The organism is Singulisphaera chitinilytica, assembly GCF_049331405.1.
Classification (GTDB): Bacteria; Planctomycetota; Planctomycetia; order Isosphaerales; family Isosphaeraceae; genus PoT.
The window spans coordinates 3454769-3479358 of the sequence record NZ_CP186274.1; the positions used below are offsets into that span (position 1 = coordinate 3454769).

Genomic DNA, 24590 nt, shown 5'->3' on the forward strand with positions numbered 1-24590 from the left:
ATAATTAGGGGAGAATCAGTTGCCGTAGGGATCGATTCGAGTGCGGTTTTCGGAGGGTACTCTCGTCGCATCGGAGCGACGCGAGATTGGTGTTGGGCAGGCCTGGGGAAGGACCGAATTTTATCTCGCAAGAAAGAATCGACGGCCCCTGCTAACCGACAAGGGGCCGCTCGGAGTGATCTATTTCCGTGGATTTAACTGAGCGTCACGGTACGCCCCGTCGATGCCGAGGTGCGGGCGGCGTCGAGGATCTCCGTCACGATCAGGTTATTGCGGAGCGACGATAGGCCCGAGGGCTGGATCTCGCCGCGGACGACGGCGGTGAAATAGCGGAGGAAGTCATCCTGCGGGGCGCGCAGGGCGGGGGCCTTTCGCGTTTCTTCGGGCTGGCGACCGAGGTGGACCTTGAGCCCTTCCAGGCCAACCGTCAGGACCTGGCCGGTGCGGCCGTAGACCTCCATGTCCTTGCGGTCGATAGGCCAGTTCCACGAGGCCTGGATGATTGCCTGGGCCTTGGGGTACTGGAGGATGACGGTGGCCTCGTCGTCGACCTTCGGGTAGATCTCGGGCTTGAATTGCTGGGTGACGGCCGTGACCGAGGTCGGCTTCACGTCGTCCATGAGCCAGGTCATCAGGTTGGCGCCGTAGCAGCCGAAGTCGTAGAGGGCCCCGGCGCCGTTGAGCTTGGGATTCGTCAGCCAGGCCAAGAATTCGGGCTGGACGCCGATCTCTTTCGGACCCCTGTGGCCGTCGTGGATCACGACTTTGCGGATCTCGCCCAGGGCCTTCTCCTGCTTCGCGAGCGCATAGGCGGCGTGGTTGGACGGATACCAGGTCGTTTCATAATTCACGAGGACGTGGATGCCAGAACGCTCGGCCGCCTCCTGGATGGCCCGGCCATGCTCGACGCTGACGGCCAGGGGCTTCTCCATCATCACGGGGATTTTGCGCTCGGTGCAGGCGAGCACGACCGGCAGGTGGTCTGCCGTATTCGTGAAGGCGACGACGGCTTGCGGTTTGGCCTTGTCGAGCATCGCCTCGAGCGACGCATAAACCTTCGATGGATCGAGCTTTGCCCCCTGGATGTAACGCTTGGCGACCTCGCCATCCGGCTCCGAGAAGCCGACGATCTCGACGTCCGCGCGATTGCGGTACCGGGACAGGAAGCCTCCGGCGTGTCCATGCACCAGCCCGGCCATGCCCAGCCTGAGCGGCGGTTGAGTCGTCGCCGGCGCCGCGGCCAGCATCGCACCCGTCGCCAGGGCACTCACGAACGTCCTGCGTCGCATGCTTCGCACCTCTCGTCCTGGCCACATCGATTGATCTGGGGGAGTGGACGGCCATCTTATCCGAGAGGCCGGGGACGCTCCAATCGGCTCGAACCCGCGATACGCATGACATCCCGGCCGACATTGACCGACGCCGAGGGGGACCGATCAGCTTTCGCCTCGGCAGACCTGATAGAGTTCCCACAACTCGCTCTCGGCTCGCGATGCTCCGAAGACGGGGTCTTCATCGGGAGCATGCTCCAGGCGAAGCTCCCAGGTCTCGATCATCTCGCCGGGGATGAAGGATTCGGGGGGGAGCTTGCGGCCTCGGCGGACGGCCAGTCGAACGTGTCGAATGATGGCCTCCGAGTCGAGGCCCCGGATTGCGGCGGCATCGCGAGGGGAGAAGCCCCGCTCGAGGAGTCGGCAGGTCCATTCTTCCGTGGGTACATAGCCCGCCGGCGTGGGGGCGGGCTCGTCAATGGGTCTCGGCTCGGGAGTTCGAACAGGGATTGGCCCAGGAACCCGGCTCGAGATCGGCTCGGCGGTTCGGACAGGGCTCGGGACGGGTTCCGTGAAGATTGGCCCGACCGGGGCGGGCTCGGGTTCGACCACGACCGACTCGACGGTCGTCTGCGAGACCAGGACATCGACCCCGTCGGCGGTGCGTGGATCCTGCGAGATGGCGAGCAGGAGGGCCTGGCCATGGCGCTCCATGCGGGACGAGCCGAGCCCCTTGATCGCGGCGAGGTCTCGCGGCGATCGGGGGCGGAGCCGGACCAGTTGCTCGAGCGTCTGATTGGAGAAGATGCAATAGGGTGGTTGCTTGGCTTCTCGGGCCCACTGGCTTCGCAAGGCCTTGAGCCTGATCCAGAGCGGGTCCCTTTCGAGCGAGGAATCCTCGGGGGTTTCATCCTGCTCGAGGAGCGCCGTGGCTTCAATCTCGTCGTCGGCCGATGGGGGAAGCGCCGGAGCCTGAACGGGCCGCAACGCGAGGGCGGCGGCGTCTTCCTTCGAGATCTTGCCGAGCAACTCTTCCGGCAGTTCGAGCACCAGGGGGTGATCGACCTGGCTGCGGACGACCTCCCAGCCCGTCGCGGTGAGGTTGGCCACGGGGCGGAAGCGATCGACCTCGGAGATCTCGACGAACCCGGCGCTGCTCAGGGCATCGAGGATCTGGATCATCTCGGTCTGGCGGAACTCGGAGAGCAGGCCATAGGTGCTGAGCTTCTTGAGGCCCCAGCGCTCCATCTTCTCCGAACTCGAACCGGTGAGCATCTGCGCGATCAGGGTCTTGCCGAATCGCCCTTTGGCCCTCGCGACGCCTGAGAGCGCCTTCATGATGATCTCGCGGCCGGCCTGCGTCGTGATGGTCGACTCGGTGGCGCGAGGCCTCGATTCGGGGCCGAAGCCGCAATTGTCGCAGCGATGGCAGCGCTCGTGGCTGGCCGCGGCGTCGCCGAAGTAGCCGAGCAGGAAGGCCCGGCGGCATTGCCGCGTCTGGCTGTAGGCGATCATCCGGTCGAGCTTGTCGTACTCTCGACGCTTCCGCTTCTCGAGCGCGGAGAAGTCGATCTCGAGGTCGCGAGCCTTCTTCTGGCGGTCGACGACGCGGATCGCGTTGCCGCGGAAGGGGGGCACATAGTCGATCGGCAGGGATGAGGCCAGGGCCTTCACCGCGCGGTCGAGGGCGGAGCGTTCCAGTCCCAGGGTCGTGGCGAGGTCCTGCGGCTGGAAGTAGATGGCCTCGCCGTAGCGGCGATTGACGATGCCTTCGAGCCCGAGCAGCACGATGCGCTGGACGCGGGCCTGGTTGCCGAGTCGTGGCTCGAGCGAGGGCTCATCGCCTTCGGAATTGATCCGAATGATGGCCATGTTCTCGCGAGGCAGGAATCGCTCGATCCCCCCGGCCGACTCGATGATCTTGAGGCAAGTGCCGACGCTCGATTCGTTCACGTCGGCGCGGACGGCCTCGGCGATCTCGGCGTGCGTCAGCTCGATCGGATCCTCAGAACGGGCCCGCAGGAAGTCGTACACCGCATAGATCGATTCATACGAGGGATATTCATTCTCGATGAACATCTCCTGGAGGAAGCGATCGCTGTACGAGAAGAGCAGGACGCACTGCGCGGCCTTGCGGTCGCGGCCGGCGCGGCCCGCTTCCTGGTAATAGGCCTCGAGGGTCCCGGGCAGGTTGAAGTGGATGACCGAGCGGATATCCGACTTATCCACGCCCATCCCGAAGGCGTTGGTGGCGACGACTGTCTCCACCTCCCCGCGCATGAACCGATCCTGGGCGCTCGTGCGATCCTCGCGGCTCAGGCCCGCGTGGTAGACGACCGTCGATCGCTTCAGCTCGCGCTCGAGATGCGTGCCGATCATCTCGCAGCGGGCCCGGCTCGACGCGTAGATGACGGCGGGCCCGGGGGCTTTCTCCAGGATGTCGGCCAGGGCCGAGAGCTTCTCGGCGTCGCGACGGGTCTCGACGACGGCGTAGCTCAGGTTCGGGCGGTCGAAGCCCGTGACGAACTGCGCAGGGTCCTGGAGGTCGAGCTGCTCGGCGATGTCGCGGCGGACGAGGTCGGTGGCGGTGGCCGTCAGGGCGATGCAGGGGGGGGAGCCGAGCCGGCGCCGGACCTTGCCGATCTTGGCGTAGTCGGGGCGGAAGTCGTGGCCCCACTCGCTGATGCAGTGGGCCTCGTCGACCGCGAGCAGGGCCGGGCCGAGCTTGGCCATGACCTCGACGAACCGCTGGCTCCGGAACCGCTCGGGCGCGACGTAGATGAGGTCGTAGCGTCCGGCCTGGATCTCGAGGATCCGCGCGTGCTGCTCGGCGGCGTCGAGCGTGCTGTTGATCAGGGTCGCCCGAAGGCCCCGTTGCGTCAGCGCGTCGACCTGGTCCTTCATCAGGGCGATCAGGGGGCTGATCACCAGCGTCGGGCCGCGGAGGAGCAGGGCGGGGAGCTGGTAGCAGAGGCTCTTGCCGCCCCCGGTCGGCATCACACAGAGGACGTCCTTGCCGGCCAGGACATTCTCGATCACCTCGCGCTGGCCGGGGCGGAATTCCTCGAGCCCGAATCGCTCGTGGAGGGTGCGTTCCAGGTCCAGCGCGGTCTCGGCTCCGATCACGGATGAGCCCTCAACGATGCAGGGGCGGACTTGCGACGTTGTCTGCGGCCTCGACCCGAACTCTTCGGCGTCATCCTTTGATGACGCCGACGGGTCGCAACCTCGCCACCTTCTTGGAGATGCCGGCCTTGTCCACTACTTCGACCACCTGGTCGACATCTTTATACGCTGCCGGCTGCTCTTCCGCGAGTCCTTTATGCCCGCGAGCCCTCACGATGATGCCCATCGCGTCGAGTTCCTTGTCGATCCGCCGCCCTTCCGCGAGCCTGACGGCGGCCGTCCGGCTCATCATCCGCCCCGCGCCGTGGCAGGTCGTGCCGAACGACTGGGTCATGCTCCCGGGTAAACCCGCGAGGACCCAACTCGCCGTCCCCATGCTGCCGGGGATGATCACCGGCTGACCGATCTCCTGATATGGCTCGGGGATCTCCGGGTGTCCCGGCGGGAAGGCCCGCGTCGCCCCCTTGCGATGGACGCAGACCTGCTTGGTCAGGCCCCCTCCGACGTCGTGATCCTCGAACTTGGCGATGTTGTGGGCGACGTCATAGACGAGGTCCATACCTAGCTTCTCCCAGGAGACACCGAGGACCCTGGCGAAGACCTCGCGGGCCTGGTGTGCCAGGAGCTGTCGGTTGCACCAGGCATAGTTGGCGGCCGAGCGCATGGCGGCGATGTACGACTGCCCTTCCGGGCTCCGCACCGGCGCGCAGGCGAGCTGCCAGTCCGGGAGGTTGAAGCCGTACTTCTTGGGTGCATTCTTGAAGACGCCGAGGAAGTCGTCGCAGACCTGATAGCCGAGCCCTCGCGAGCCCGAGTGGATCAGGACCGTGATCTGCCCCTCGTGGATGCCCATCGCCAACGCCGCCGCCGCGTCGATGACCCGGTCGACGACCTGGACCTCGAGGAAGTGGTTGCCGGATCCGAGCGTGCCGCACTGATCGAAACCTCGCGAATAGGCGCGGTCGCTCACCCTGTCGGGGTCGGCTCCTGCAAGCCGCCCGCCCGCCTCGGTGAAGGCGAGGTCGCGCTCGGTGCCCCACCCCTGGTTCACGACGTACGCGGCCCCCTGGTCCATCAACTGGCGGAGCCTGGGCTTGTCGAACTTGTAGTTCCCGCTCTGACCGACCCCCGTGGGGATGTCGCGGAAGAGCTGGTCGACGAGGGTGCGGATCCGGGGCTTGACCTCATCCCATGTCAGGTCGGAGCGCAGCAGGCGGACCCCGCAGTTGATGTCGTAGCCGACCCCGCCCGGCGAGACTACGCCGCCATCCTCGGGGTCGGTCGCCGCGACGCCCCCGATGGCGAAGCCGTAGCCCCAGTGGATGTCGGGCATCGCCATGCTCGCCTTCTGGATGCCGGGGAGCGTGGCGACGTTGGCGACCTGCTCGGGCCCCTGGTCCTTCTTGATCTGCTCGATGAGTTTGTCGTCGGCGAAGATCAGGCCGTCGACCCGCATGTCATCGCGATAGCTCTTCGGGATCCGCCACTGGCAAGGACCGACTTGCTCTAAGGGACCCGTGAATCCGCCCTTCTGGCCCATCGGAATTGACTCCAAATCCTGGCTTCTGCCGTCGTCGTCGAAATCGAATCACTCGTTGAGAATGCAGAGAGCCCTGCTCGAATAAAGTTCTCTTTCGACGATGTGTTCGGCGGAACCTTTCGAAAATCAAGTCGAGGGAGGCGAAAGCAATTCCCGCAAAACCCGGCCAGTGGGCGTGTCCATCGTGGCGACGGCCTCGGGCGTCCCCTGTGCAATGAGCTGGCCCCCGTCCGCCCCGGCTCCCGGGCCGAGCTCGAGGATCCAGTCCGCCGAGATCATCATCTCGGGGCTGTGCTCGATAACGATCAGGGAGTGGCCGATGTCGAGCAAGGAGTTGATCGCGTCGAGCAGCCTGAGGATATCGGCGGGGTGCAGGCCCGAGGTCGGCTCGTCCAGGATGAACAGGGTCTTCTCCCGGCTCGCCGCGCGGGTCAGGGCCCCCGGGGAGGTCGCGAGGTAGCTCGCCAGCTTGAGTCGTTGCGCCTCGCCGCCGGAGAGGGTCGAGGCGGGCTGGCCGAGTCGGAGGTAGTCGAGGCCCACGTCGATCAGCGGCCTAAGCCTCGCCTGGACCTTGGGCCGATGCCGGAAGAAGGAGAACGCCTCGCGGGCCGTCAGGTCGAGCACCTCGGCGATGTTCCTGCCCCTGTACGCAATCTCCAGGGTCTCGGGCCGGTATCGCGTCCCATGGCACTCGGGGCAGCGGATCAAGACGTCGGGGAGGAACTGCATGTCGACCGTCTGGAATCCGTTCCCCTCGCAGGCGTTGCAGCGGCCCCCTTCGACGTTGAAACTGAACGTCCCCGCCCCGTAGTTGCGGAGCTTGGCCTCGTGCGTGGCGGCGAAGGTCTTGCGGATCTCGTCGAACGCCTTGAGGTACGTGACCGGGTTCGAGCGCCCCGACCGGCCGATCGGCGCCTGATCCACCATCACGACGTCGTCGATGCCTGATGTTCCCGTCAGCTCGGTATGAGTAGCTGAGACAGGAGCTTCGAGACCGAGCCGGCGTCGGAGGGCAGGGTAGAGGGTCTCCTCCACGAGCGTGCTCTTGCCCGAGCCGCTCACGCCCGAGACGACGCAGAGCATCCCGAGCGGGAACGAGACGTCGATGTTCTTGAGGTTGTGCGCCTTCGCCCCCAGGAGGTTGAGAGTCCCCTTGGTCGACTTGCGACGCATCCTCGGGGCCGAAATCCGGCGCTTGCCCACGAGGAAATCGGCTGTGACCGATTGAGGTGTCCCCGCGATCTTCGAGGGAGGACCCTGATAAAGGACCCTCCCGCCCAACTCCCCGGCGCCGGGGCCGATGTCGATAAGGAGGTCGGCCGAGTGCAGGATGCTCGCGTCGTGCTCGACGACGACGACCGAGTTCCCCGCGTCTCGAAGTGCGGTCATCACCGAGATTAATCGCCCGACGTCGACCGGATGCAGCCCCACCGAGGGCTCGTCGAGCACGTAGAGCGTATTCACCAGGCCCGAACCCAGGGCGCTCGTGAGCGACACCCGTCTCCCTTCGCCTCGCGAGAGGGTGCGGGCGGGGCGATCCAGCGAGAGGTAGTCGAGCCCGATCCGGGTCAGGAAGTCGACGCGATGCGAGACCTGCGAGACGATCCGCTCCAGAGGCAGGCTCGAATCCTCCGCCTGGATTTGTCGCAGATAAACGCTCGCATCCTTGATCGAGAGGGCCAGGACCGCGGCGATATCTTTGCCGCCGAGCTTGACCGCGAGGGCCTCGGGCTTGAGTCGGGTCCCATGGCAGGAAGGGCAGGTCGAATAGCCCCGCCAGCGGCTCAGGAAGACGCGTACGTGCATCTTGTACGACTTGCGTTCGAGTCTGCGGAAGAATCCACGAATGCCGATGAACCCATGCTCGGGCATTCCATCAACCAGGATCGCAACCTGCTCTGGCTTGAGCCGCTTGAACGGGACGTCGAGCGGGATATCCAGGCTCGGCGCCGCCTGGATGAGCTCGTCGAGGTTCTCTCGATAGGCAGGGGTCGTCCAGGCGGCGATTGCACCGTTGCGGAGTGTCTTCGACCGATCCGGCACGATGCGATCCAGGTCGAGGTCGATGACGCTGCCGAAACCCTCACAGGTCGGGCAGGCCCCGAGCGGGCTGTTGTAGGAGAAGAGGCGGGGGCTTGGCTCGATGGCGTCGGTCCCGCAGCCGCTGCAACGCCACCCTTGATAAAAGGTCAGGACGGTGTCGTCGGCGATGATCCGACAACGCCCCATCCCCTTGCGGAAGGCGGTCTCGATCGAGTCGAACCGCCGGGCGACGGCGTCGGTCCCCCGCACGAGGCGGTCGACGATCACCTCGACCTGGCCCCCTCCCTCGGGCATCGGGAACTCGGACGAGGTGATGTCCACGACCTGGCCGTCCACGCGGACGCGGGTGAAGCCGTCTTCGCGGAGGGAACTCGCCAGGGCCTCGCGATCCGAGCCGGGCAGGACATCCCAGGGGAAGGCAATCATGTAGCGGGTCTTCTCGGGGAAGCCTTCGATTTCATTCGAGATGGAGGCCGCGTCGGCCGGATGGACAGTTCGCCCGCAGACCCGGCAGATGACCTGACCCGCCTTGGCGAAGAGGAGCCCGAGGTACTCGTGGATCTCGGTGATCGTGCCGACCGTGCTCCGGCTCGACCGGGTCGTGCCGTGCTGGCCGACGGCGATGGCCGGGGGAATGCCGTCGATCTTCTCGGCGTCCGGCTTCTCCAGCTTCGCCAGGAATTGACGTGTGTATACGGAGAAGGTCTCGATGTAACGCCGCTGGCCCTCGGCGTAGAGCGTGTCGAAGGCCAGGGAGCTCTTGCCCGAGCCGCTCACCCCCGAGAAGGCGATGAGGCGGTTCAGCGGCAAGTCGAGGTCGACCCCCTTGAGATTGTTGACCCTGACGCCTCGCAATCGAATCTGACGCGCATTATCGTCGTTCATGGCTCCGCCCCTGGCTTGCGAGGTCGAACGAGCATTGTACGCGGCGGTGCGCCGGGTCGGCAACCCAAGGCTATGGCGTCGCGGTGGTTGAGGCGTATACTAGGGGGCCTGGCAGTAATCACCTAACTCACGACCCATGAAGTATGGTGCAGTCGGCGTGTCGGCCGTTGGGAATCATCCAACGCGTCCGTTCCGCTCGTGGGTCTGGTCCGTTAAGATCGTTCCGCACGAAAAAACGAGGCGGGACCCCCAGGGGGACGAGTGACGTGACGACGACTTGGCTTCGATTTGGGTCGGCGGGATTCTACGCCGCGGCCTTCCTGCTCCTGAGCGGCTGCGTCGAGGCGACCAAGGACGAGACGGTCTCGCCGCATGAGTCCGAGGCCGCCTCCAAGAAGAAAGTGGCCTCCGGGCCGAAGATCCTCTTCATCACGAACAGCAACGGCGACTGGTGGAACGCGGTCGAGAAGGGGATGCTCGACGGCGGCGAGAAGTTCGGCGCCCAGGTCGAGATGCGGCGTAACGAAGGGACCACCGAGGGGCAGATCCAGCGCCTCGAGGAGGCGCTGAGCCTGCCGGACGTCAAGGGCGTCGCCGTCTCGGTGCTCGAGGCCGAATCGCCCGGCATCGCCGACAAGATGCGCGAGCTCCAGAAGAACGGCAAGGTCGTCATCGCCATCGACTCCGACGGCCCTGCCGATAGCCGCAAGGCCTACATCGGCACGAACAACAGGACCGCCGGGGAAGTGGCCGGCAAGGTCGCAGCGACCATCAGGCCCCAGGGGGGCGAGACGGCCGTCTTCGTCGGCAAGCCCTCGGCGGCCAACGCGATCGAGCGTCGCGACGGCTTCTTCGCCGGCGCAGGCCCCGCGTTCAAGCAGGTGGAAATCTTCAACGACGACGGGGACAAGAACCGGGCCCAGTCCAACGTCGTGACCGCCATCTCCAAGTATCCCAACATCGGCGTCATGCTCGGCCTCTGGTCGTACAACCCCCCCCGGATCGCCGAGGAACTGGCCCAGACCCCGGCTCTTCGCAAGAAGGTCTCCGTCATCGCCTTCGACCTCGACGAGCTGTCCGTCGACCACCTCGAGAAGGGGAATATTGACGTCAGTATCTGTCAGAATCCTTACGAGATGGGCTATCAGGGGGTCCGCCTCCTCAAGGCCTACATCGAGGATGACAAGAAGACGGTCGAGGAGATGCTGCCGGGCGGCAAGACGGTGATCGACACCGGCGTCCGCATCATCGTCCCCACCAAGGATTCCCCGGTGAAGGGGGACAACGTCATCGACATCAAGGCCATGAAAGAGTGGCTCGATAGCAAGGGCCTGAAATCGTCATGACGAACGAGTCTCCTTCGCGTTCCGCCGGGCATGACAGGTCGTGGATGGCGGTCTTCCGGGCCCCGGAATGGGGTCTGGTCGTCGGCATCGCCGCCGTCCTCGCCATCATCTACTTCTTCGACCCCTCGCACGCGTTCTTCTCCGAGTTCAGCCGGCGGACGCTCATGCATCAGGTGGCACTCTTCGGGGTGCTCTCGGTCGGGGCGGCCGTCGTCATCATCGCGGGGGGGATCGACCTCTCGATCGGCGCCGTGGTGGCACTCGCGTCGATCGTGAGCGCCAAGTTGCTGACCGAATGGATCGGGCATCCCACGGCGAGCTCGCCCCCGTCGACCATGCTCGTCGCCCTCGTGTTTGCCATCACGCTGGCCATGGGCCTGCTGGTCGGACTCGGGCATGCCTTGATGATCAACTGGTTCCGCTTGCCGCCGTTCATCGCGACCCTAGCGACGATGGCCGGCCTCCGCAGCCTCGCGACGATCCTGAGCAAGAACCAGCCGATCACGGTCCGGTTCGAGTCTTATCGTCTGTTGGGGAAGGAACCGTCGTGGACCCTGATCGTCTTCGCGATCGTCGCGGTGGTCGTGAGCATCGTGATGGGCGGTACGGTCATCGGCCGGCACCTCTACGCGCTCGGCGGCAATGAGCAGGCGGCGCGGCTGAGCGGCCTGCCGACGCGCAAGCTCAAGATCTTCGCCTACGGGCTCTCGGGCGTGCTCGCCGCACTCGGGGGTATCCTCTTCACGGGGCGGAGCGGCCAGGCCGACCCGCGACTCGGCGTGACGTATGAGCTTTACGCCATCACGGCGGCCGTCGTGGGGGGATGCAGCCTCTCGGGCGGCGTCGGCTCGATTCGGGGGACGGTCCTGGGCCTCCTCCTGATCCAGATCGTCATCAAGGGGACCGGGTTCATCGTGCATGGGCTCGACAGCACGCAGGTGGAAGGCCTGGTCCTCGGCACGGTGGTGGTCCTCGCGGTCGCGTTCAACCAGCGGTTCCGGGGGCGAGCCTGAGCTCGCCCGCCCCTCGGCTGCACCTATCCCGCAGCCTCCCGTCGAACGCCCCCCATTGGCTCCGATCGAAACCTCCTGAACCCTCCGGAACCGATGTGGAGCAAAGCCCGTAGCGTGTTCGCCGACCTCATCCGGCGGGGTTCGGTCCGGAGGATCATCGGGGGCGTGGTGGCCATCCACATCGTCATGGCACTCGGCGTCTTCGGCTACTTGCTGATGGGCTGGAGTTTCCTCGACGCCCTGTACATGGTCGTCATCTCGATCACCACGGTCGGGTTCGGCGAGGTCCAGCCGATCGCCACGACGTTTGGCCGGCTTCATACGATGGGGGTCATCGTCGCGGGGTCGATCGCCGTCGCGTTCACGCTCGCGGGCTTCGTCCAGTTCCTGGCCGAGGGCGAGATCCGTCAACTCCTGGGCATTCAGCGTATGCGTAGCCAGATCGAAACCCTGAAGGGTCACACGATCATCGCCGGGTTCGGACGCGTGGGCATGCTCGTCTCCGAGGAGCTCGAGGCCGCCGAGATGCCCTTCGTGGTGATCGACCAGGCGCCCGATAAACTCGCGACCCTGCAGCAGCGGGGCTATCTGTACATCGACGGGGATGCGACCGAGGAGGCCGTTCTCAAGGAGGCCGGGGTCGGCCGGGCCAAGGTGATCGTGACGGCGATCCCTTCCGATGCCATGACCCTCTTCATCACGCTCACGGCGCGGCAGATGTGCCCGGAGATCATGATCATCTCCAGGGCCGAGCAACCCAGCACCATCAAGAAGCTGAAGCTCGCGGGGGCAGACCACGTCGTGCTGCCCGCGGCCATCGGTGCGCACCGGATCGTGTCACTTCTCACGAATCCGACCGTAGTCGAATTCGCCGAACTCGTGACGCGCCGCTCGCAGCTCGAGATCCAGATGGACGACCTGCCGATCCACGAGGACAATCCTCTCGTCGGTAAGTCGTTGAGGGATGCCGACATCGGCCGACGGACCGGGGTCATCGTCATTGCCGTGAAGCGGGCCGACGGACGCGTCGAATTTCCGCCCTCCGGCGATGAGGTGTTCGCCCTGGGCGACAGCCTCGTGGTCCTCGGCAGCTTCTCCAACCTCGAGCACCTGCGTCGCGAGCTGGCGATCTGAGCCCGGGTCTTCGACGCGAAGAATGGAGCCGCTCCGAGGGAATTCTGAGTGGTTTACAGCTTGCGAAGACCCGGCTACCATTGAAGTATCGCACCAATTCTCTCGCGGGCACCGACTGGGATTCTTCCCAGTCCTTGCTCTCGCCGCAGTTTCGTCACGAAAGGGCAGCCCATGGGACAAGCAATCGTCAATCCGGACGATCTCCGACGGTTCGCCACGCAATTGCGCCAATTCAATAATGATTTGATGGCGCAGATGACGGCCCTGCATGGGCAGCTCGCCGGCCTGAGCTCGAGCTGGCGCGATCGCGAGCACGACAAGTTCGTCGAGGAATTCGAGACGACCTTGAAGGTCGTGGCTCGCTTCGTCGACGCCACCAATCAGCATGTCCCCTTCCTCCTCCGCAAGGCCGAGCGCGTCGAAGAGTACTTGAACCAGCGTTAATCGGAGGGGACGAGCATGAGCCAGGCCAATGTACGCTCCCTCGACTCCATCAAGGATTTCAAGACGGCCTTGATCAACTTCTCTGAGGACGCGAAGAACGCCCTCGGAAGTGTTGACATGGAGATCCGGCATTTCCGCAACTGGCTCGAACGCGACCAGCTCGCCTACTGGAAGTCACAGGTCAAGAAGAGCCAGGAAATGCTGGCGCAGGCGAAGGCCGACCTGTTCCGCCGCCAGTTGAGCCAGGCCAATAGTGAATCGGTCTCGGACGCCGACCAGAAAGAGGCCGTGCGACTGGCCAAGAAGAAGCTGCTGGAGGCCGAGCAGAAGGTCGAGAAGATCAAGAAGCTCGTGCCCGTCCTCGAGCACGCCATCTCCGAGTATCACAGCCAGTCCCAGCCTCTCGGCGACAGCCTGTCCGGGAGCGTCGTCGGCTCGATCATCCTGCTCGAGCGCATGATCACGGCGGTCGAACGCTACCTGGCGCTGGAGGCCCCTGCGGCCCCGGTCCTGAAGTCGGGCGAGGGCAATTCGGGCCCCGCCGGCTCGGGCGGTTCGGGAGCCAAGCCCGCGAGCGCCGCCAATGGCACGGCCGCCGAGGCGGCCCCGGCGAATGGCGAAGCTGTGCAGCCTGCCGCGAATGGCGAGTCCGCAGCCGTCTCGGCAGAAGGTACGACGACCCCCCCGGCGCAAACCGAGGCCGTCGCGGCCAGGACCAGTTGATCTCCCGACCTCGGGACGCCGGCCCGATCCGAGCCCGAGGGCCCGAACGACTCGTCGGGACCCCGGGTCGGCCGTCTCAGTGATGCACACGTCCTCACGTCGGTATTCTGACCATCGCCGGATCCACGCGATTAACTCGGGGAGAAGACCATGAGCGCAGGCTCGGCCCGGTTGAACTATACGTTGAAGACGCTACGCGAGAAGTGGGACATCGCCAAGGAGAAGTGGAGCGACGGCGTCTCGCGCGATTTCGAGAAGAACCACCTGTTCCCCCTGGAGCAGCAGACGACGACCGCCATCCGAGGCATGGAAAAAATCGCGGAAGTCCTGAGCAAGATCCGCCACGAGTGCTCGTGACCCGCTCCTCGGCAACCGCGTTGCCGAGGGTCGTGAACATCCTCATCAGCCCCGATCGCGGGCATTCGAACCAACGGGTTTGGCCACCATGTCTGACACGACCCTGCTGCAGAAAGAAGTCGACGCCCTGCAAACGTTGGAGCGCGCCTCCGCGGAACGCGCCAAGGCCGAGTCGGATACGGAGCGTGGCTATCGAATCCGCAAGCAAACCGAGGAGACTTCCTTCCAGGAGGCCCTCGCGACCCTGACCAAGACCGGCAAGGCTGAGATCGAAGGGACAGAGGCCCGCTACCGCGCCGTCAGGGCGGAGCTGAAGAAGAAGTACGAGGCCGAGAAGCAGACGACCGAAGCCGAGTACGCCGAGGTCCGCCGCAAGAGCGCCGCCAAGGCAAACTCCGCCAAGAAGTCGGCCAAGAAGCTGATGGAGGAGACGCGCTGGCAGATCCTCGCCGTCTTCGAGTCGGCCAAGGAAAGCGTCGTCAAGCGGCACAAGAAGCGCGAAGCCGACATGGCCGCCGCCCTCGAACACTTCGAGGTCATCAAGGACGACTCGCACGACGTCATGGCCCTCGGCAAGAAATACGGCCTTACCGCCGCCCCCGCCCCCGAGACGTCCGAGAGCACGCCTGCGCAACCCGCCGAGGCCGCCGCGACCACAGGCGAGGCCGAAGGGGAGAACCAGGAGGCCCCCGAGCCCAAGGAAAGCTCGCCCCTCTCCCAGCTCATCGACGTCCTCAAGAAGGCCGACGAGCAGCTCGAGCCCCTGAACACGCTGAAGCTGCCCAAGTTCCTTCGCCCGCAGCAATTCATCTGGCCCTTCGTGGTCCTCGGGGCAGTCCTCGCTGGTGGATTGGCATTTGGTGCGAATCTGGGCCTACCGATCGGCGCGGGTGCCGGCGTCGTGATCGCGATCGTCGTCGCGGTCGGTATCCGGTCCTGGCTGAGCGGCCTCGCAAGGAAGCATGTGCAGGGCCTCTATCCCCAGTTCGCCTACTCGCTCGAGGAGGCCGAAAGGCTCATTCCCCAGGCCCAGGACTGGATCAAGGCGACCTTCGAAAATCAGAAGATCGAGATCGAGCAGAAGCGCGAGAGCGACAGCAACAAGGCCGAAGAGAAGTTCAACGTCACGAGCGAGGTCGCCGACGAGCGGAGCGCCGAGGAGATCAAGCTGGCCGACGAAAAGTACCCGGCCATGATCAAGGACATCGAGAAGCGTCGGACCGAGGATATCCAGAAGGCCGACGACCGCTATCCCAAGAAGATCGCTGAGCTCAAGGAGAAGCTGGTCAATGACACCAACCAGCTCCATGAGAACTATCGGATCCAGAAGGAGTCGACCGAGAAGCTCTATGCCGACACCTGGAAGAAGCTCACCGACCGCTGGCAGGAGGCCCTCGACCACGTCCAATCCAACGTTGACGACGTGAACAACGCCGGTGCCGAGCTCTTCCTCGACTGGCACAACACCGCCCCCGACGATTGGACACTCCCCAAGGCGGTCCCTCCTACGCTCCAGTTCGGCCGCTTCCGGATCGACATGAAGGACATCCCGCAGGGAGTCACCACCGATCCCCGGCTCAAGGGGATGGCGCCAGAGTCCTACTCGCTCCCCGCGATGGTTCCGTTCCCCACCCAGGCCTCGCTCCTGATCCGAGCGTCGGATACGGGGAAGGTCGAGGCGGCGCAACTTCTCCAGTCGATGATGCTGCGGTACGCCACGTCGATCCCGGCGGGCAAGGTGCGGTTCACGATCATCGACCCCGTGAGCCTTGGCGAGCACTTCGCCGCCTTCATGCACCTGGCCGACTACAGCCCGCTACTCGTCAACGACCGCATCTGGACCGAGACGTCTCACATCGAGCAGCGCCTGACCGACCTCCAGGCGCACATGGAAAACGTCATCCAGAAATACCTGCGCAACGAATTCGAGACGATCGAGGATTACAACATCCACGCCGGCGAGGTCGCCGAGCCGTTCCGGATCCTCGTGGTCTCGAACTTCCCGGCCAACTTCAACGAGTCGGCCACCAGGCGACTCTTCAGCATCGCGAGCAGCGGTGCCCGTTGCGGCGTCTTCACCTTGATCTCGGTCGACACCAAGCTCCCCTTGCCCTCGAGCGTCCAGCTCAAGGATCTCGAGCCCTACGCGGTGAACCTCGCCTGGAAGGAGCAGAAGTTCCAGTGGCGGGACCCGAATTTCGGCAGGCTCCCGCTCCAGCTCGACAAGCCGCCGAGCTCCGAGACGTTCACGAGGCTCATGCACATCGTCGGCGAGGCGGCCCGCAACGCCAACCGCGTCGAGGTGCCGTTCGACTTCATTGCGCCGAAGCCCCACGAGTACTGGACGGGGAACACGGCGAAGGGGGTCGACGTGCCGCTCGGCCGTGCGGGGGCCACGAAGCTCCAGCACATGAAGCTGGGCAAAGGGACCTCGCAGCACGTGCTCATCGCCGGTAAGACGGGCTCGGGTAAATCGACCCTCTTGCACGCGTTGATCATGAACGCGGCCTTGCGTTACAGCCCCGACGAACTCCAGCTCTACCTGATCGACTTCAAGAAAGGCGTCGAATTCAAGGTCTACGCGGCGATGGAGCTGCCGCACGCCAAGGTCATCGCGGTCGAGAGCGAACGCGAGTTCGGCCTCAGCGTGCTCCAGCGCCTCGACCTCGAGCTGAAGGTCCGCGGCGATCGGTTCCGCGACCTGGGCGTCCAGGACCTCAACGGGTATCGCCAGCTCGAAGGCCAGCCGCCTTTGCCGCGTATCTTGTTCATCGTCGACGAGTTCCAGGAGTTCTTCGTCGAGGATGACAAGATCGCCCAGGATGTCGGCCTCTTGCTCGACCGTCTGGTCCGTCAGGGTCGTGCCTTCGGCGTCCACGTCAACCTCGGCTCTCAGTCGCTCGGCGGTGCCTACTCGCTCGCCCGCAGCACGCTCGGCCAGATGGCGGTGCGCATCGCCCTCCAGTGCTCCGAGTCGGACTCGAACCTGATCTTGAGCGAGGACAACTCGGCCGCTCGCCTGCTGACACGCCCCGGCGAGGCGATCTACAATGACCAGAACGGTACGGTGGAAGGGAACAACTTCTTCCAGGTCGTCTGGCTGTCGGACAGCCGCCGGGAAGAATACCTGGAAGACCTCCAGGCCCTCGCGAAGGCCCAGAACCGGCCGCCGACCGAGCAGATCGTCTTCGAAGGCAACCTGCCGGCGGTCCCCGCCAGGAACCACCTGCTCGCCGGCCTGCTGCAAGCCGAGGACTGGCCGACGCCCCCGAAGGCCGATACGAGCTGGCTCGGCGAGGCAATCGCGATCAAGGACCCCACGGCCGCCGTCTTCCGCCCGCAGAGCGGAAGCAACCTCCTGATCGTCGGCCAGAACGGCCCGGGTGCGCTCGGCATCATGATCACCTCGCTGGTGAGCATCGCCGCCCAGCACGTCCCGGTCCGGCCCTCGAGCCCGGCGGTCGGGGCCCGCTTCTACGTCTTCGACGGCACGCCGGTCGACTCCAGTGCCGCGGGCACGCTCGGCAGGCTCGCCGACGTGATCCCGCACCCGATCCGGGACGTCAGCTGGCGTGAAGTGAAGTCGGTCATCGCCGAGATCGCCGGCGAGGTCGATCGCCGGCAGAGCGAGATCGGCGAGACCCCGCCGATCTACCTTTTCATCTACGACCTCCAACGCTTCCGCGACCTGCGCAAATCTGAGGACGACTTCGGCTTCAGCAGCCGCTCCGACGACAAGGCCCTGCCGACGGCCAAGCTGTTCGCCAACATCCTCCGCGACGGCCCGCCGGTCAACATCCACACCATCATCTGGTGCGATAGCCTCAACAACCTGAACCGGACCTTCGACCGCCAGGGCCTGAAGGAGTTCGAAATCCGCGTGCTCTTCCAGATGAGCGCCAACGACTCGAGCTCCCTGATCGACTCCCCGGCGGCCGGCAAGCTCGGCGAGCTCCGGGCCCTCTTCTTCAGCGAGGAAGAAGGCAAGCTCGAGAAGTTCCGCCCCTACGGTGTCCCCGAGGACACCGAGTGGTACGATTACGTCCGCGATCGCATGCGGAATCGACCCAACGGCGCCCCGCAGGCTCCCTTCGAACTCACCCAAGCGAGAGCCGGTGCCCCCGATGCCCCGGCGCCCGCCCCTTCGCCGAGTTATACGGACTCGTTCGAGGCTCCTCCCTCGGAGTACTCCGCCCCGCCGAGCGACCTGCCGTACGGCTTCACGCCGATCCCGCGCTCGACCGACGCCGATGCCCCCCCGAGCTTCGATACGTCGGATGAGCCCTCGGTGAACTATCGATCGCTGGACGAGATGCCCCCGGGCTTCGCCAGGATCCCCCGCTCGACCGATGCGGATGCCGCGGACGCCTTCGACACCTCGGACGAGGCCGCGGCAACGACCCAGCCGTCGTTCGAGTCGGCTCCGCCCGTCAGCAACGAGCCCAGGGTCGTCGCCGAGGACGGTGGGATCGACTGGGCCGCCATCTACAACGATGCGGTCGAGGCCACCAAGGACTACAACACGGCGCCCCCGGCCGAGAACGGCCATGGCCCGACCAACGGCCACGGCTCGAACGGTGGCAACGGCAACTCCGGCAACGGCTCGGCCGAGGAACCCGAGAGCCGTGAGCGAGCGGAAACCTGAGTGACCGCGACTCGCTCGAAGAAGTGACCGCAGGATCATCCAAGGGATTGGCACCTCATTCTCCGAGGTGCCAATCCCATTCGCTTTTTCAAGCGGAAGAATGCTCGAATTCTGTTGTGCAAGACATCAGGGCTTGAGAGCGTCATCCTCGCCGGCCCATCGCCTCGCCAGGACGGCCTGCGAGGGGACATGACCTCCCCAGAGGAAGAGCGTCGCCCGGTTCGGACCTTCCAGCTTGAGCTCCTTGCGCAACTCTTCCGGTTTCACGTTCAGGCCTCCTCGCGGCTTGATGTCGAGGACCCCGACTTGATGACGCGCGATGAGACGCCGCAGTGCTTTGCGATCGACGGGTGCGGTCTCGATGACCTCGTAAGACGCGAGGAATGGCGAGGTCACGAACGCCTCGGACGTGAGGAAGTCGATCGTCGGCGCGACCCGGGCGAGGTCATGCGCCAGGACGAAGCTGTCGAGGAGACGCGTCCTCGAGAGGCTGGGATCAGGGTCGTAGATCCATCTCGACACTTCCCGGCTCGGTGCGGACCGACCGCCGGGGCCGTCCTTCTCGGTCCACGTCGCCCCTTGAGGCAGGCAGGTGGCTCGTCGTCGGCAGGTGGCGAGCTCGCCAAACCAGGCCGTGGCCTCCTTGCATTCCCCGCCGAGGCTCACGATCTCGATCTCCCAGGCCGAGAATTCGGGCGACTCCTCGAAGTCGCTCGCCGGCCCCAGTTTCACGGCCCCGCCGGGGCTGCGGTTGGGGAGGCTGCCGAGGAACTCGAGGCTGGGGACATAATCCTGGAGCAGGCGGGCCCGCCCCTTTTTGGAATCGCCGGCGCGACGATCGGGGTCGACGTGGACGAAGGCCCCGGTCGGCAAGGGCAACGTCTCGGCCTTCGACTGCACGGGCAGGAGGTTCCCGCCGACGCCGTAGACCTCGGCGTTCCAGGCGATGCGACGGCACATGCCGGGGTCGGAGTCGACGGCGATGACTTTCCCCTCGGCCGCGAGTGCGAGGCTATCACCACCGATCCCCGCGCAGAAGTCGACCACGAGGTTCGAGCCGAACCGCCTGGCTTTCGCTTTCGCGACGAGTTCGGCCGTGGCCTGCTCGAAACCGACCGACTCCAGCCACATCTCCGCGGCCCTGGAGAACTTCGAGGCCGCCCGTCGCCGCGTCGTGCTGAGTCTCACCGCGGCCGTCACGAGCTCCGCGGAGGCGACTCGGCGCCAGCGTGCAAGCTCCGAAGGTCCCGGAGATGGTACGCGGGCCACCTCGCTGAGGAGCTCCTCCCCCGCGGGGGTCGTGAGGACTTCGTACTCGGAATCCGCATCACCCCTCGCCATCGATTCGAGTTCCTCTCGTGAGCATGGTCGCAATCTTTCGGATTACGCAGGAAATGGCAATCGTATGCTGCGATTGTGAGTGCCAATGTGGTGATACAACATAAATCACCGGCCTCTGGCCGTGCGACCCGAAGAGCTTCGACCGACCCAGGGCGCAATAAAATAGGCTCCCTCTTCCGGGTAGGCCCCGAGGGGCAGGAAGGAGGAGCCTGAGCACGAATGGCAGAGCCTCTCCCATGTCCGGTGGGAGTGCAGGCGCCACGTCGTGATCATACCGAAGTTTGGCTGCAAAGTCTTCTAGGGGAGGCTTCGGAACCTGATTGGGCCGATCTTTCGGGAGTTGCGCCGGCGGCGTGGGATCGAGCTGTTGGTCGATGCATTAATACGTCATAAATCCACGGCCTCTGGCCGTGCGACCCGAAGAGCTTCGAGCGATCCGACGTGCAATGAAATAGGCTCCTCCTTCCAGGAAGGCCCCGAGGGGCAGGAAGGAGGAGCCTATGCACGAATGGCAGAGCCTTTCCCATGTCCGGTGGGAATGCAAGTACCACGTCGTGATCATACCGAAGTACCGCCGCAAAGTCTTCTACGGAAGGCTTCGGCATCAGATCGGCCCGATCCTTCGGGAATTGTGCCGTCAACGCGGGATCGATCTGTTGGAAGGGCACGCGATGCCCGACCACATCCACCTGTGCTTGAGCATACCGCCCAAGTATAGCGTGGCGAACACGATCGGGTTCCTGAAGGGCAAGAGCGCCGTCCGGATCCATCGTGAGCTGTTGAAGGAGCGCCGGATGACGGGCCTGCATTTCTGGGCGACGGGTTATTGCGTGAGCACGGTGGGCCTTGATGAGGCCCGGGTGCGGCAGTACATCCGCGAGCAGGATGAGCTGGATCGTCGGCAGGGCGAGTTGAACCTGGAGTAACCCCGTAGGCCCCGAGGGGGCCTTCCTGGCCTTACGGTCCCCCGCGGGGGCTACCGCATGTACCGGGCTCCGACGGAGCGACTCAAGTCATCGCCCCCAACGGGGGCTTCCTCACGTATCGGGCCCCCTCGGGGGGCCTTCCTGATACCTCGGCCTCCGGCCGAGGAGCCTCATTGAAAATTAAATGGTTGCATGTGATCTAAAATTGATTTACTGGGGCGCGGCGAACACGATCGAGGTCCTGATGGGCAAGGGCGCTGTCCTCATCCAACATGACTTGTTGAAATCGCGTCGGCAGGGCGAGCTGAACCTGGATTAACCTCGATAGCCTTGAACGGACTTCGTCAGGAATCGGGTCCTTTAGGCGGGCCCTTCTAAGTAACTCGGCCTCCGGCCGAGGAGTTCCATCGATCGATGCCCCGGAATGCCGGGGACTTATTGGCTAGATATGAACATCAAGCAGCTCAAGTCGAGCTTAAGTCGTCCTGGGCATTTGCGGGTCATCAACTTGTCCGGGCGGCTTGAAATCGGGGACGTCGAGCCCCGGTAAGGGGCCATTGCTATCGGCGAAGCGTTCGACCGGCGAGCCTGCACGGTGGAGCATGGAGACATACAGATTGCAAAGCGGTGTATCTTTGCCGTAGCGGATGTGGCGACCGGGACTGAGGGTTCCCCCCGCTCGGCCACCCAGCAGGATCGGGAGGTTATGGGGATTGTGGGTGTTGCCGTCGCGCAAGGCCGAGCCGAGGAGCACCATCGAGTTGTCGAGCAGCGTCTTCTCTCCCTCGCGGACCCTCGACATCCTTTCGAGGAGATAGGCGTATTGTTCCACGTGCCAGGCTGTGACCTTGGTGTATTGTTCGAGCTTGGACTTGTCGTCCTCGTGGTGGGAAATGTCGTGGTGAGAGGATTTCACGCCTTCCAGGAAGGAGAAATCCTTCCCGCTCACGGCGTTGCCGAACATGAAGCTCGCCACTCGCGTGGAGTCGGTCTGGAATGCCAGCAGGATGATGTCGAGCATCAGCCTCGCATGCTCCGTGTGGTCCATGCTCCGCTCGCGGAGTCGTCCGGGATCCTTATGGTAGAGGTCGATGCGCCCGCCGAGAGCTTCAAGGTCCTTGTTCGCGGCTGGGTCGTCTCGGACCTGGGCGAGGCGATGATCCGCGTCGAATGCAACGCGCCTCTCGACGGCTCGCACCGAGTCGAAATATTCGTCGAGCTTGTGTCGATCGTCTCCTCCGACCTGGGATCGGAGTGCCTTCGCCTCGGCCGAGACGAGGTCGAGTACGCTTCGGTCGTCGGCCGCGTCCCTCGTCCGCCCGACGCCCGGGCGGAACAGCCGATCGAATGCCAGCCTGGGATTGATCTCCTTGGCCACCGGCGTCGTCGGGGTTGACCAGGAGATGTGAGAACCGTAAAGGCGCGTGTAGCCGACGACGGTGTCGACCCCTGTCGTGACCGGCTCGACCGCAAGCTCGAGCGAAGGCAACGGGGTGAGGTTGCCGATCCGCTGCGCGGCGAGCTGGTCGACGGAGATCCCGTTGGCGTTGAGCTCGGCGCCGGTCGTCCGGGTGATCGTGGTGCCGGTCAGGAAGGCGGCGTCCTTGACGTAATGACCATCGCCGGTGTCCGTAGCCATATTCGTCAGGTTCGTGAGGACGAGCACTTCGTCCTTCAGGGCGCCCAGGGGATGCAGGGCTGATGAAAGCTCGAGCAACCGACCTTCCCCCTCCGGGGTCCATGTCCCCTGGTTCACCCCGTTCGGGAAGAAGAGGAACGCCATCCTCGTCGGCGGAGCGGCAGCCTCCACGGTGAGGGCCTTGGCCGATACGACGTGCATCGCATCCAGGAGCGGCAATCCCAGGGTGGCTCCCACGCCACGAAGCATAGTCCTGCGCGAGATCCGTAGGCTCTTGCTCCTCATTTCGCTGGTCCCCCGACGATTGGTTCGTTGCGACGGTACTGGAACGGGAAGCTCCTGACGATTTCCGTCACGAGCGTCCGGCTGCGATAATCCCGCTCCTCAAGCTTCGCTATGATCTCCTTGACGGTCGGCGCATCGAAAGGCTCGAGCCCTCTCGCGAGCGCGTATGAGAGCATGCGTCGGGTGAGATTGCGGAGGAAGAGTTCCTTCTTGCGTTCCCTCAGGACTTTCTTCAGTTCGATGGCCCCCCGGAAGGATTCTCCGGACGGCAACTTTCCCGAATCGTCCACCGGGCTTCCGCCGATGCTGGAGCGAATGCGGCCGAGAGGGTCGAACCCCTCAAGGGCGAATCCCGGCGGGTCGAGCTTGGAATGGCATGAGGCGCAGGCCTCTTGTGCACGATGCCGCTCCAGTCGCTGCCGGAAGGTCATCCCGTCGATCGGCTTGTCCTCGAGCGGGAGGACCTTGACGTTCGGCGGCGGCGGAGGCGGCGGCGTACCCAGGAGCTCCGCGAGGATCCACCGCCCTCGCAGGACGGGGCTGGTCCGCTCGGCGTATGAGGTCAAGGTCAGGACCGCGGCCATGCCGAGGACCCCGCCTCGACGGCGATCCTCGATCCCCACCTTGCGGAAATCAGGGCCGACAACCCCGCTGATGCCATAGTGCCGGGCGAGGATTTCATTCACGTGGATGTAATTGGCCTCGATTAGGTCCAGCACCGGCGCGTCATCGCGAAGCACCGCGTCGAACGAGCTGATGACTTCTTCCACCATCGCTTCGCGAAGCCCGGGTGTGTACTCGGAGAATCGCGAGCGATCCGTGCCGTTCGGACTGGTCAGTGCCCTCACTCCCAGCCACTGACTTGCGAAATCCTTGGCCAACTCCCGCGACCTGGGGTCGTCGATCATCCTGCGGACCTGGGCGTCGAGGACTTCCGGCTCGTGCAATCTACCCTGATCGGCGAGGCCACGCAGGGTGTCGTCGGGCATCGAAGACCAGAGGAAGTACGAGAGCCGACATGCCAATTCATGATCGTCGACCCGATGAGGCCCCGTTCCTTCCCGGTCGCGCTCGACGAGGAACAGGAAGTTCGGCGAAGCGAGCACGGCGCGCAGGACCAGTCGGATCGACTCTCCAAAGGGTCGATTGAGCTCGTCAGCCCGTCTGAACAGGCGCATGAGACGCGCCATGTCTTCGACGGAGACGGGCCGGCGATAGGCACGCGTGGCGAAGTCCTCAAGACAGGACCGTGCCGCGGATTCCTTCGACACCTCGATGCTCGGCCTGCTCGCGAGGTATCGCGAAGGGTCGGCCCTCGCGAGGAGGGTGTCGGCGGCATCAAGATACTTCTCCATCAGGATCGGAGAGACGAAGAGTGTCGACCCGTTGTTGTCGAATCCCCCGCCACCCGCGCCGTCGACCGGGAAACCATCGGACACGTTCGTGTCCACGCCGAGGAGGTCGCGGATCGTGTTGCTATATTGGACTCGCGTGAGGCGCTGGATGGTCCGTCGGCCGGGATCTCTGACGCCCTCGGACGCCTCGAGACTTTGCTCGACCGCCCGGATTATCCGGTCCCTCTCGGCTTCGTCCGGCCCTTCCTTGCCGGCTGGAGGCATCGTTTGTTCGCTCATCGCTTCGGCGACTCGGCCCCAGAGCTCGATGTCGAGCGGGCCCTCATGCTCGTCGGTGAGCCCGGAGAGGTCGATGCCACCTTTCGGCGACTTCGCGGAGTGGCAGCCGAGGCAGTACCGCTCCAGGGTCGGACGAACCGCCGCGACCACGTCCGAGGGTTCCCCCCGGGCCATCCCACCGAAACGCAGGAGGGCAAGGATCGCCAGCGAACAACGCAACGAGCGATTCATCGGTCAT

The 24590-nt window shown here is 64.8% G+C and carries 15 protein-coding genes; 8 read left to right on the plus strand and 7 right to left on the minus strand.

The annotated features are described in order from the left end of the window. Nucleotides 1-194 precede the first annotated feature (194 nt). The 4 genes from ACOYYX_RS14030 to uvrA all read right to left on the minus strand — a co-directional run bounded on the left by ACOYYX_RS14030 (nt 195) and on the right by uvrA (nt 8865). Nucleotides 195-1289: a Gfo/Idh/MocA family protein gene (locus ACOYYX_RS14030; protein ID WP_422930524.1), complete on the minus strand. Its 1095-nt coding sequence runs from the start codon at nt 1287-1289 to the stop codon at nt 195-197. Between the two features lie 147 nt (nt 1290-1436). Next, the gene (locus ACOYYX_RS14035) at nt 1437-4397 is read right to left on the minus strand and encodes a RecQ family ATP-dependent DNA helicase (RefSeq protein ID WP_422930525.1); all 2961 of its coding nucleotides are present in this window, start codon (nt 4395-4397) and stop codon (nt 1437-1439) included. Between the two features lie 70 nt (nt 4398-4467). After that, nucleotides 4468-5937 (minus strand): RtcB family protein, encoded by a 1470-nt coding sequence (locus tag ACOYYX_RS14040; protein WP_422930526.1) that lies wholly within the window; start codon nt 5935-5937, stop codon nt 4468-4470. A gap of 126 nt (nt 5938-6063) precedes the next feature. Then, nucleotides 6064-8865, minus strand: coding sequence for an excinuclease ABC subunit UvrA (gene uvrA, locus ACOYYX_RS14045; RefSeq protein ID WP_422930527.1), 2802 nt, complete (start codon nt 8863-8865; stop codon nt 6064-6066). A 266-nt stretch (nt 8866-9131) separates the two neighbouring features. Here uvrA and ACOYYX_RS14050 point away from each other — a divergent pair, with 266 nt between their 5' ends. The 7 genes from ACOYYX_RS14050 (at nt 9132) to ACOYYX_RS14080 (ending at nt 18527) form a co-directional block, all read left to right on the plus strand. Beyond that, complete coding sequence (locus ACOYYX_RS14050; protein WP_422930528.1) at nt 9132-10211, plus strand: substrate-binding domain-containing protein; 1080 nt, start codon at nt 9132-9134, stop codon at nt 10209-10211. Beyond that, nucleotides 10208-11224 carry an ABC transporter permease gene (locus tag ACOYYX_RS14055; RefSeq protein WP_422930529.1) on the plus strand — a complete coding sequence of 339 codons (1017 nt, stop codon included), beginning with the start codon at nt 10208-10210 and terminating at the stop codon, nt 11222-11224. Before ACOYYX_RS14050 ends, ACOYYX_RS14055 begins: the two co-directional genes overlap by 4 nt. A 93-nt stretch (nt 11225-11317) precedes the next feature. Next, nucleotides 11318-12358 carry a potassium channel family protein gene (locus ACOYYX_RS14060; RefSeq protein ID WP_422930530.1) on the plus strand — a complete coding sequence of 347 codons (1041 nt, stop codon included), beginning with the start codon at nt 11318-11320 and terminating at the stop codon, nt 12356-12358. Between the two features lie 171 nt (nt 12359-12529). Continuing rightward, nucleotides 12530-12802 carry a WXG100 family type VII secretion target gene (locus ACOYYX_RS14065; protein ID WP_422930531.1) on the plus strand — a complete coding sequence of 91 codons (273 nt, stop codon included), beginning with the start codon at nt 12530-12532 and terminating at the stop codon, nt 12800-12802. A 15-nt stretch (nt 12803-12817) separates the two neighbouring features. Beyond that, entirely contained in the window at nt 12818-13525 is a 708-nt protein-coding gene (locus ACOYYX_RS14070) for a hypothetical protein (protein WP_422930532.1), read from the plus strand. A 150-nt stretch (nt 13526-13675) separates the two neighbouring features. Further along, nucleotides 13676-13882 carry a hypothetical protein gene (locus ACOYYX_RS14075; protein WP_422930533.1) on the plus strand — a complete coding sequence of 69 codons (207 nt, stop codon included), beginning with the start codon at nt 13676-13678 and terminating at the stop codon, nt 13880-13882. A gap of 88 nt (nt 13883-13970) precedes the next feature. Continuing rightward, the gene (locus ACOYYX_RS14080) at nt 13971-18527 is read left to right on the plus strand and encodes an FtsK/SpoIIIE domain-containing protein (protein ID WP_422930534.1); all 4557 of its coding nucleotides are present in this window, start codon (nt 13971-13973) and stop codon (nt 18525-18527) included. Between the two features lie 126 nt (nt 18528-18653). On the opposite strand, the gene ACOYYX_RS14085 is transcribed toward ACOYYX_RS14080, so the two are convergent. Continuing rightward, nucleotides 18654-19868, minus strand: a complete 1215-nt coding sequence (locus ACOYYX_RS14085) for a class I SAM-dependent methyltransferase (RefSeq protein ID WP_422930535.1) — start codon at nt 19866-19868, stop codon at nt 18654-18656. Nucleotides 19869-20368: 500 nt separating this feature from the next. On the opposite strand from ACOYYX_RS14085, the gene tnpA reads away from it, so the two are divergent. Continuing rightward, nucleotides 20369-20794 carry an IS200/IS605 family transposase gene (gene tnpA / locus ACOYYX_RS14090; RefSeq protein ID WP_422923331.1) on the plus strand — a complete coding sequence of 142 codons (426 nt, stop codon included), beginning with the start codon at nt 20369-20371 and terminating at the stop codon, nt 20792-20794. A 475-nt stretch (nt 20795-21269) separates the two neighbouring features. Here tnpA and ACOYYX_RS14095 read toward each other — a convergent pair whose 3' ends face one another. Continuing rightward, nucleotides 21270-22718: a DUF1552 domain-containing protein gene (locus tag ACOYYX_RS14095; protein WP_422930536.1), complete on the minus strand. Its 1449-nt coding sequence runs from the start codon at nt 22716-22718 to the stop codon at nt 21270-21272. Further along, complete coding sequence (locus ACOYYX_RS14100) at nt 22715-24583, minus strand: DUF1592 domain-containing protein (RefSeq protein ID WP_422930537.1); 1869 nt, start codon at nt 24581-24583, stop codon at nt 22715-22717. Before ACOYYX_RS14100 ends, ACOYYX_RS14095 begins: the two co-directional genes overlap by 4 nt. Nucleotides 24584-24590 lie beyond the last annotated feature (7 nt).

Excerpts from the sequence above, each read along its gene's own strand:
- ACOYYX_RS14030 (WP_422930524.1), bottom strand. The coding sequence starts at position 1,289 with ATGCGACGCAGGACGTTCGTGAGTGCCCTGGCGACGGGTGCGATGCTG.
- ACOYYX_RS14040 (WP_422930526.1), bottom strand. The coding sequence starts at position 5,937 with ATGGGCCAGAAGGGCGGATTCACGGGTCCCTTAGAGCAAGTCGGTCCT.
- uvrA (WP_422930527.1), bottom strand. The coding sequence starts at position 8,865 with ATGAACGACGATAATGCGCGTCAGATTCGATTGCGAGGCGTCAGGGTC.
- ACOYYX_RS14055 (WP_422930529.1), top strand. The coding sequence starts at position 10,208 with ATGACGAACGAGTCTCCTTCGCGTTCCGCCGGGCATGACAGGTCGTGG.
- ACOYYX_RS14060 (WP_422930530.1), top strand. The coding sequence starts at position 11,318 with ATGTGGAGCAAAGCCCGTAGCGTGTTCGCCGACCTCATCCGGCGGGGT.
- ACOYYX_RS14065 (WP_422930531.1), top strand. The coding sequence starts at position 12,530 with ATGGGACAAGCAATCGTCAATCCGGACGATCTCCGACGGTTCGCCACG.
- ACOYYX_RS14070 (WP_422930532.1), top strand. The coding sequence starts at position 12,818 with ATGAGCCAGGCCAATGTACGCTCCCTCGACTCCATCAAGGATTTCAAG.
- ACOYYX_RS14075 (WP_422930533.1), top strand. The coding sequence starts at position 13,676 with ATGAGCGCAGGCTCGGCCCGGTTGAACTATACGTTGAAGACGCTACGC.
- ACOYYX_RS14080 (WP_422930534.1), top strand. The coding sequence starts at position 13,971 with ATGTCTGACACGACCCTGCTGCAGAAAGAAGTCGACGCCCTGCAAACG.
- ACOYYX_RS14085 (WP_422930535.1), bottom strand. The coding sequence starts at position 19,868 with ATGGCGAGGGGTGATGCGGATTCCGAGTACGAAGTCCTCACGACCCCC.
- tnpA (WP_422923331.1), top strand. The coding sequence starts at position 20,369 with ATGCACGAATGGCAGAGCCTTTCCCATGTCCGGTGGGAATGCAAGTAC.
- ACOYYX_RS14095 (WP_422930536.1), bottom strand. The coding sequence starts at position 22,718 with ATGAGGAGCAAGAGCCTACGGATCTCGCGCAGGACTATGCTTCGTGGC.
- ACOYYX_RS14100 (WP_422930537.1), bottom strand. The coding sequence starts at position 24,583 with ATGAATCGCTCGTTGCGTTGTTCGCTGGCGATCCTTGCCCTCCTGCGT.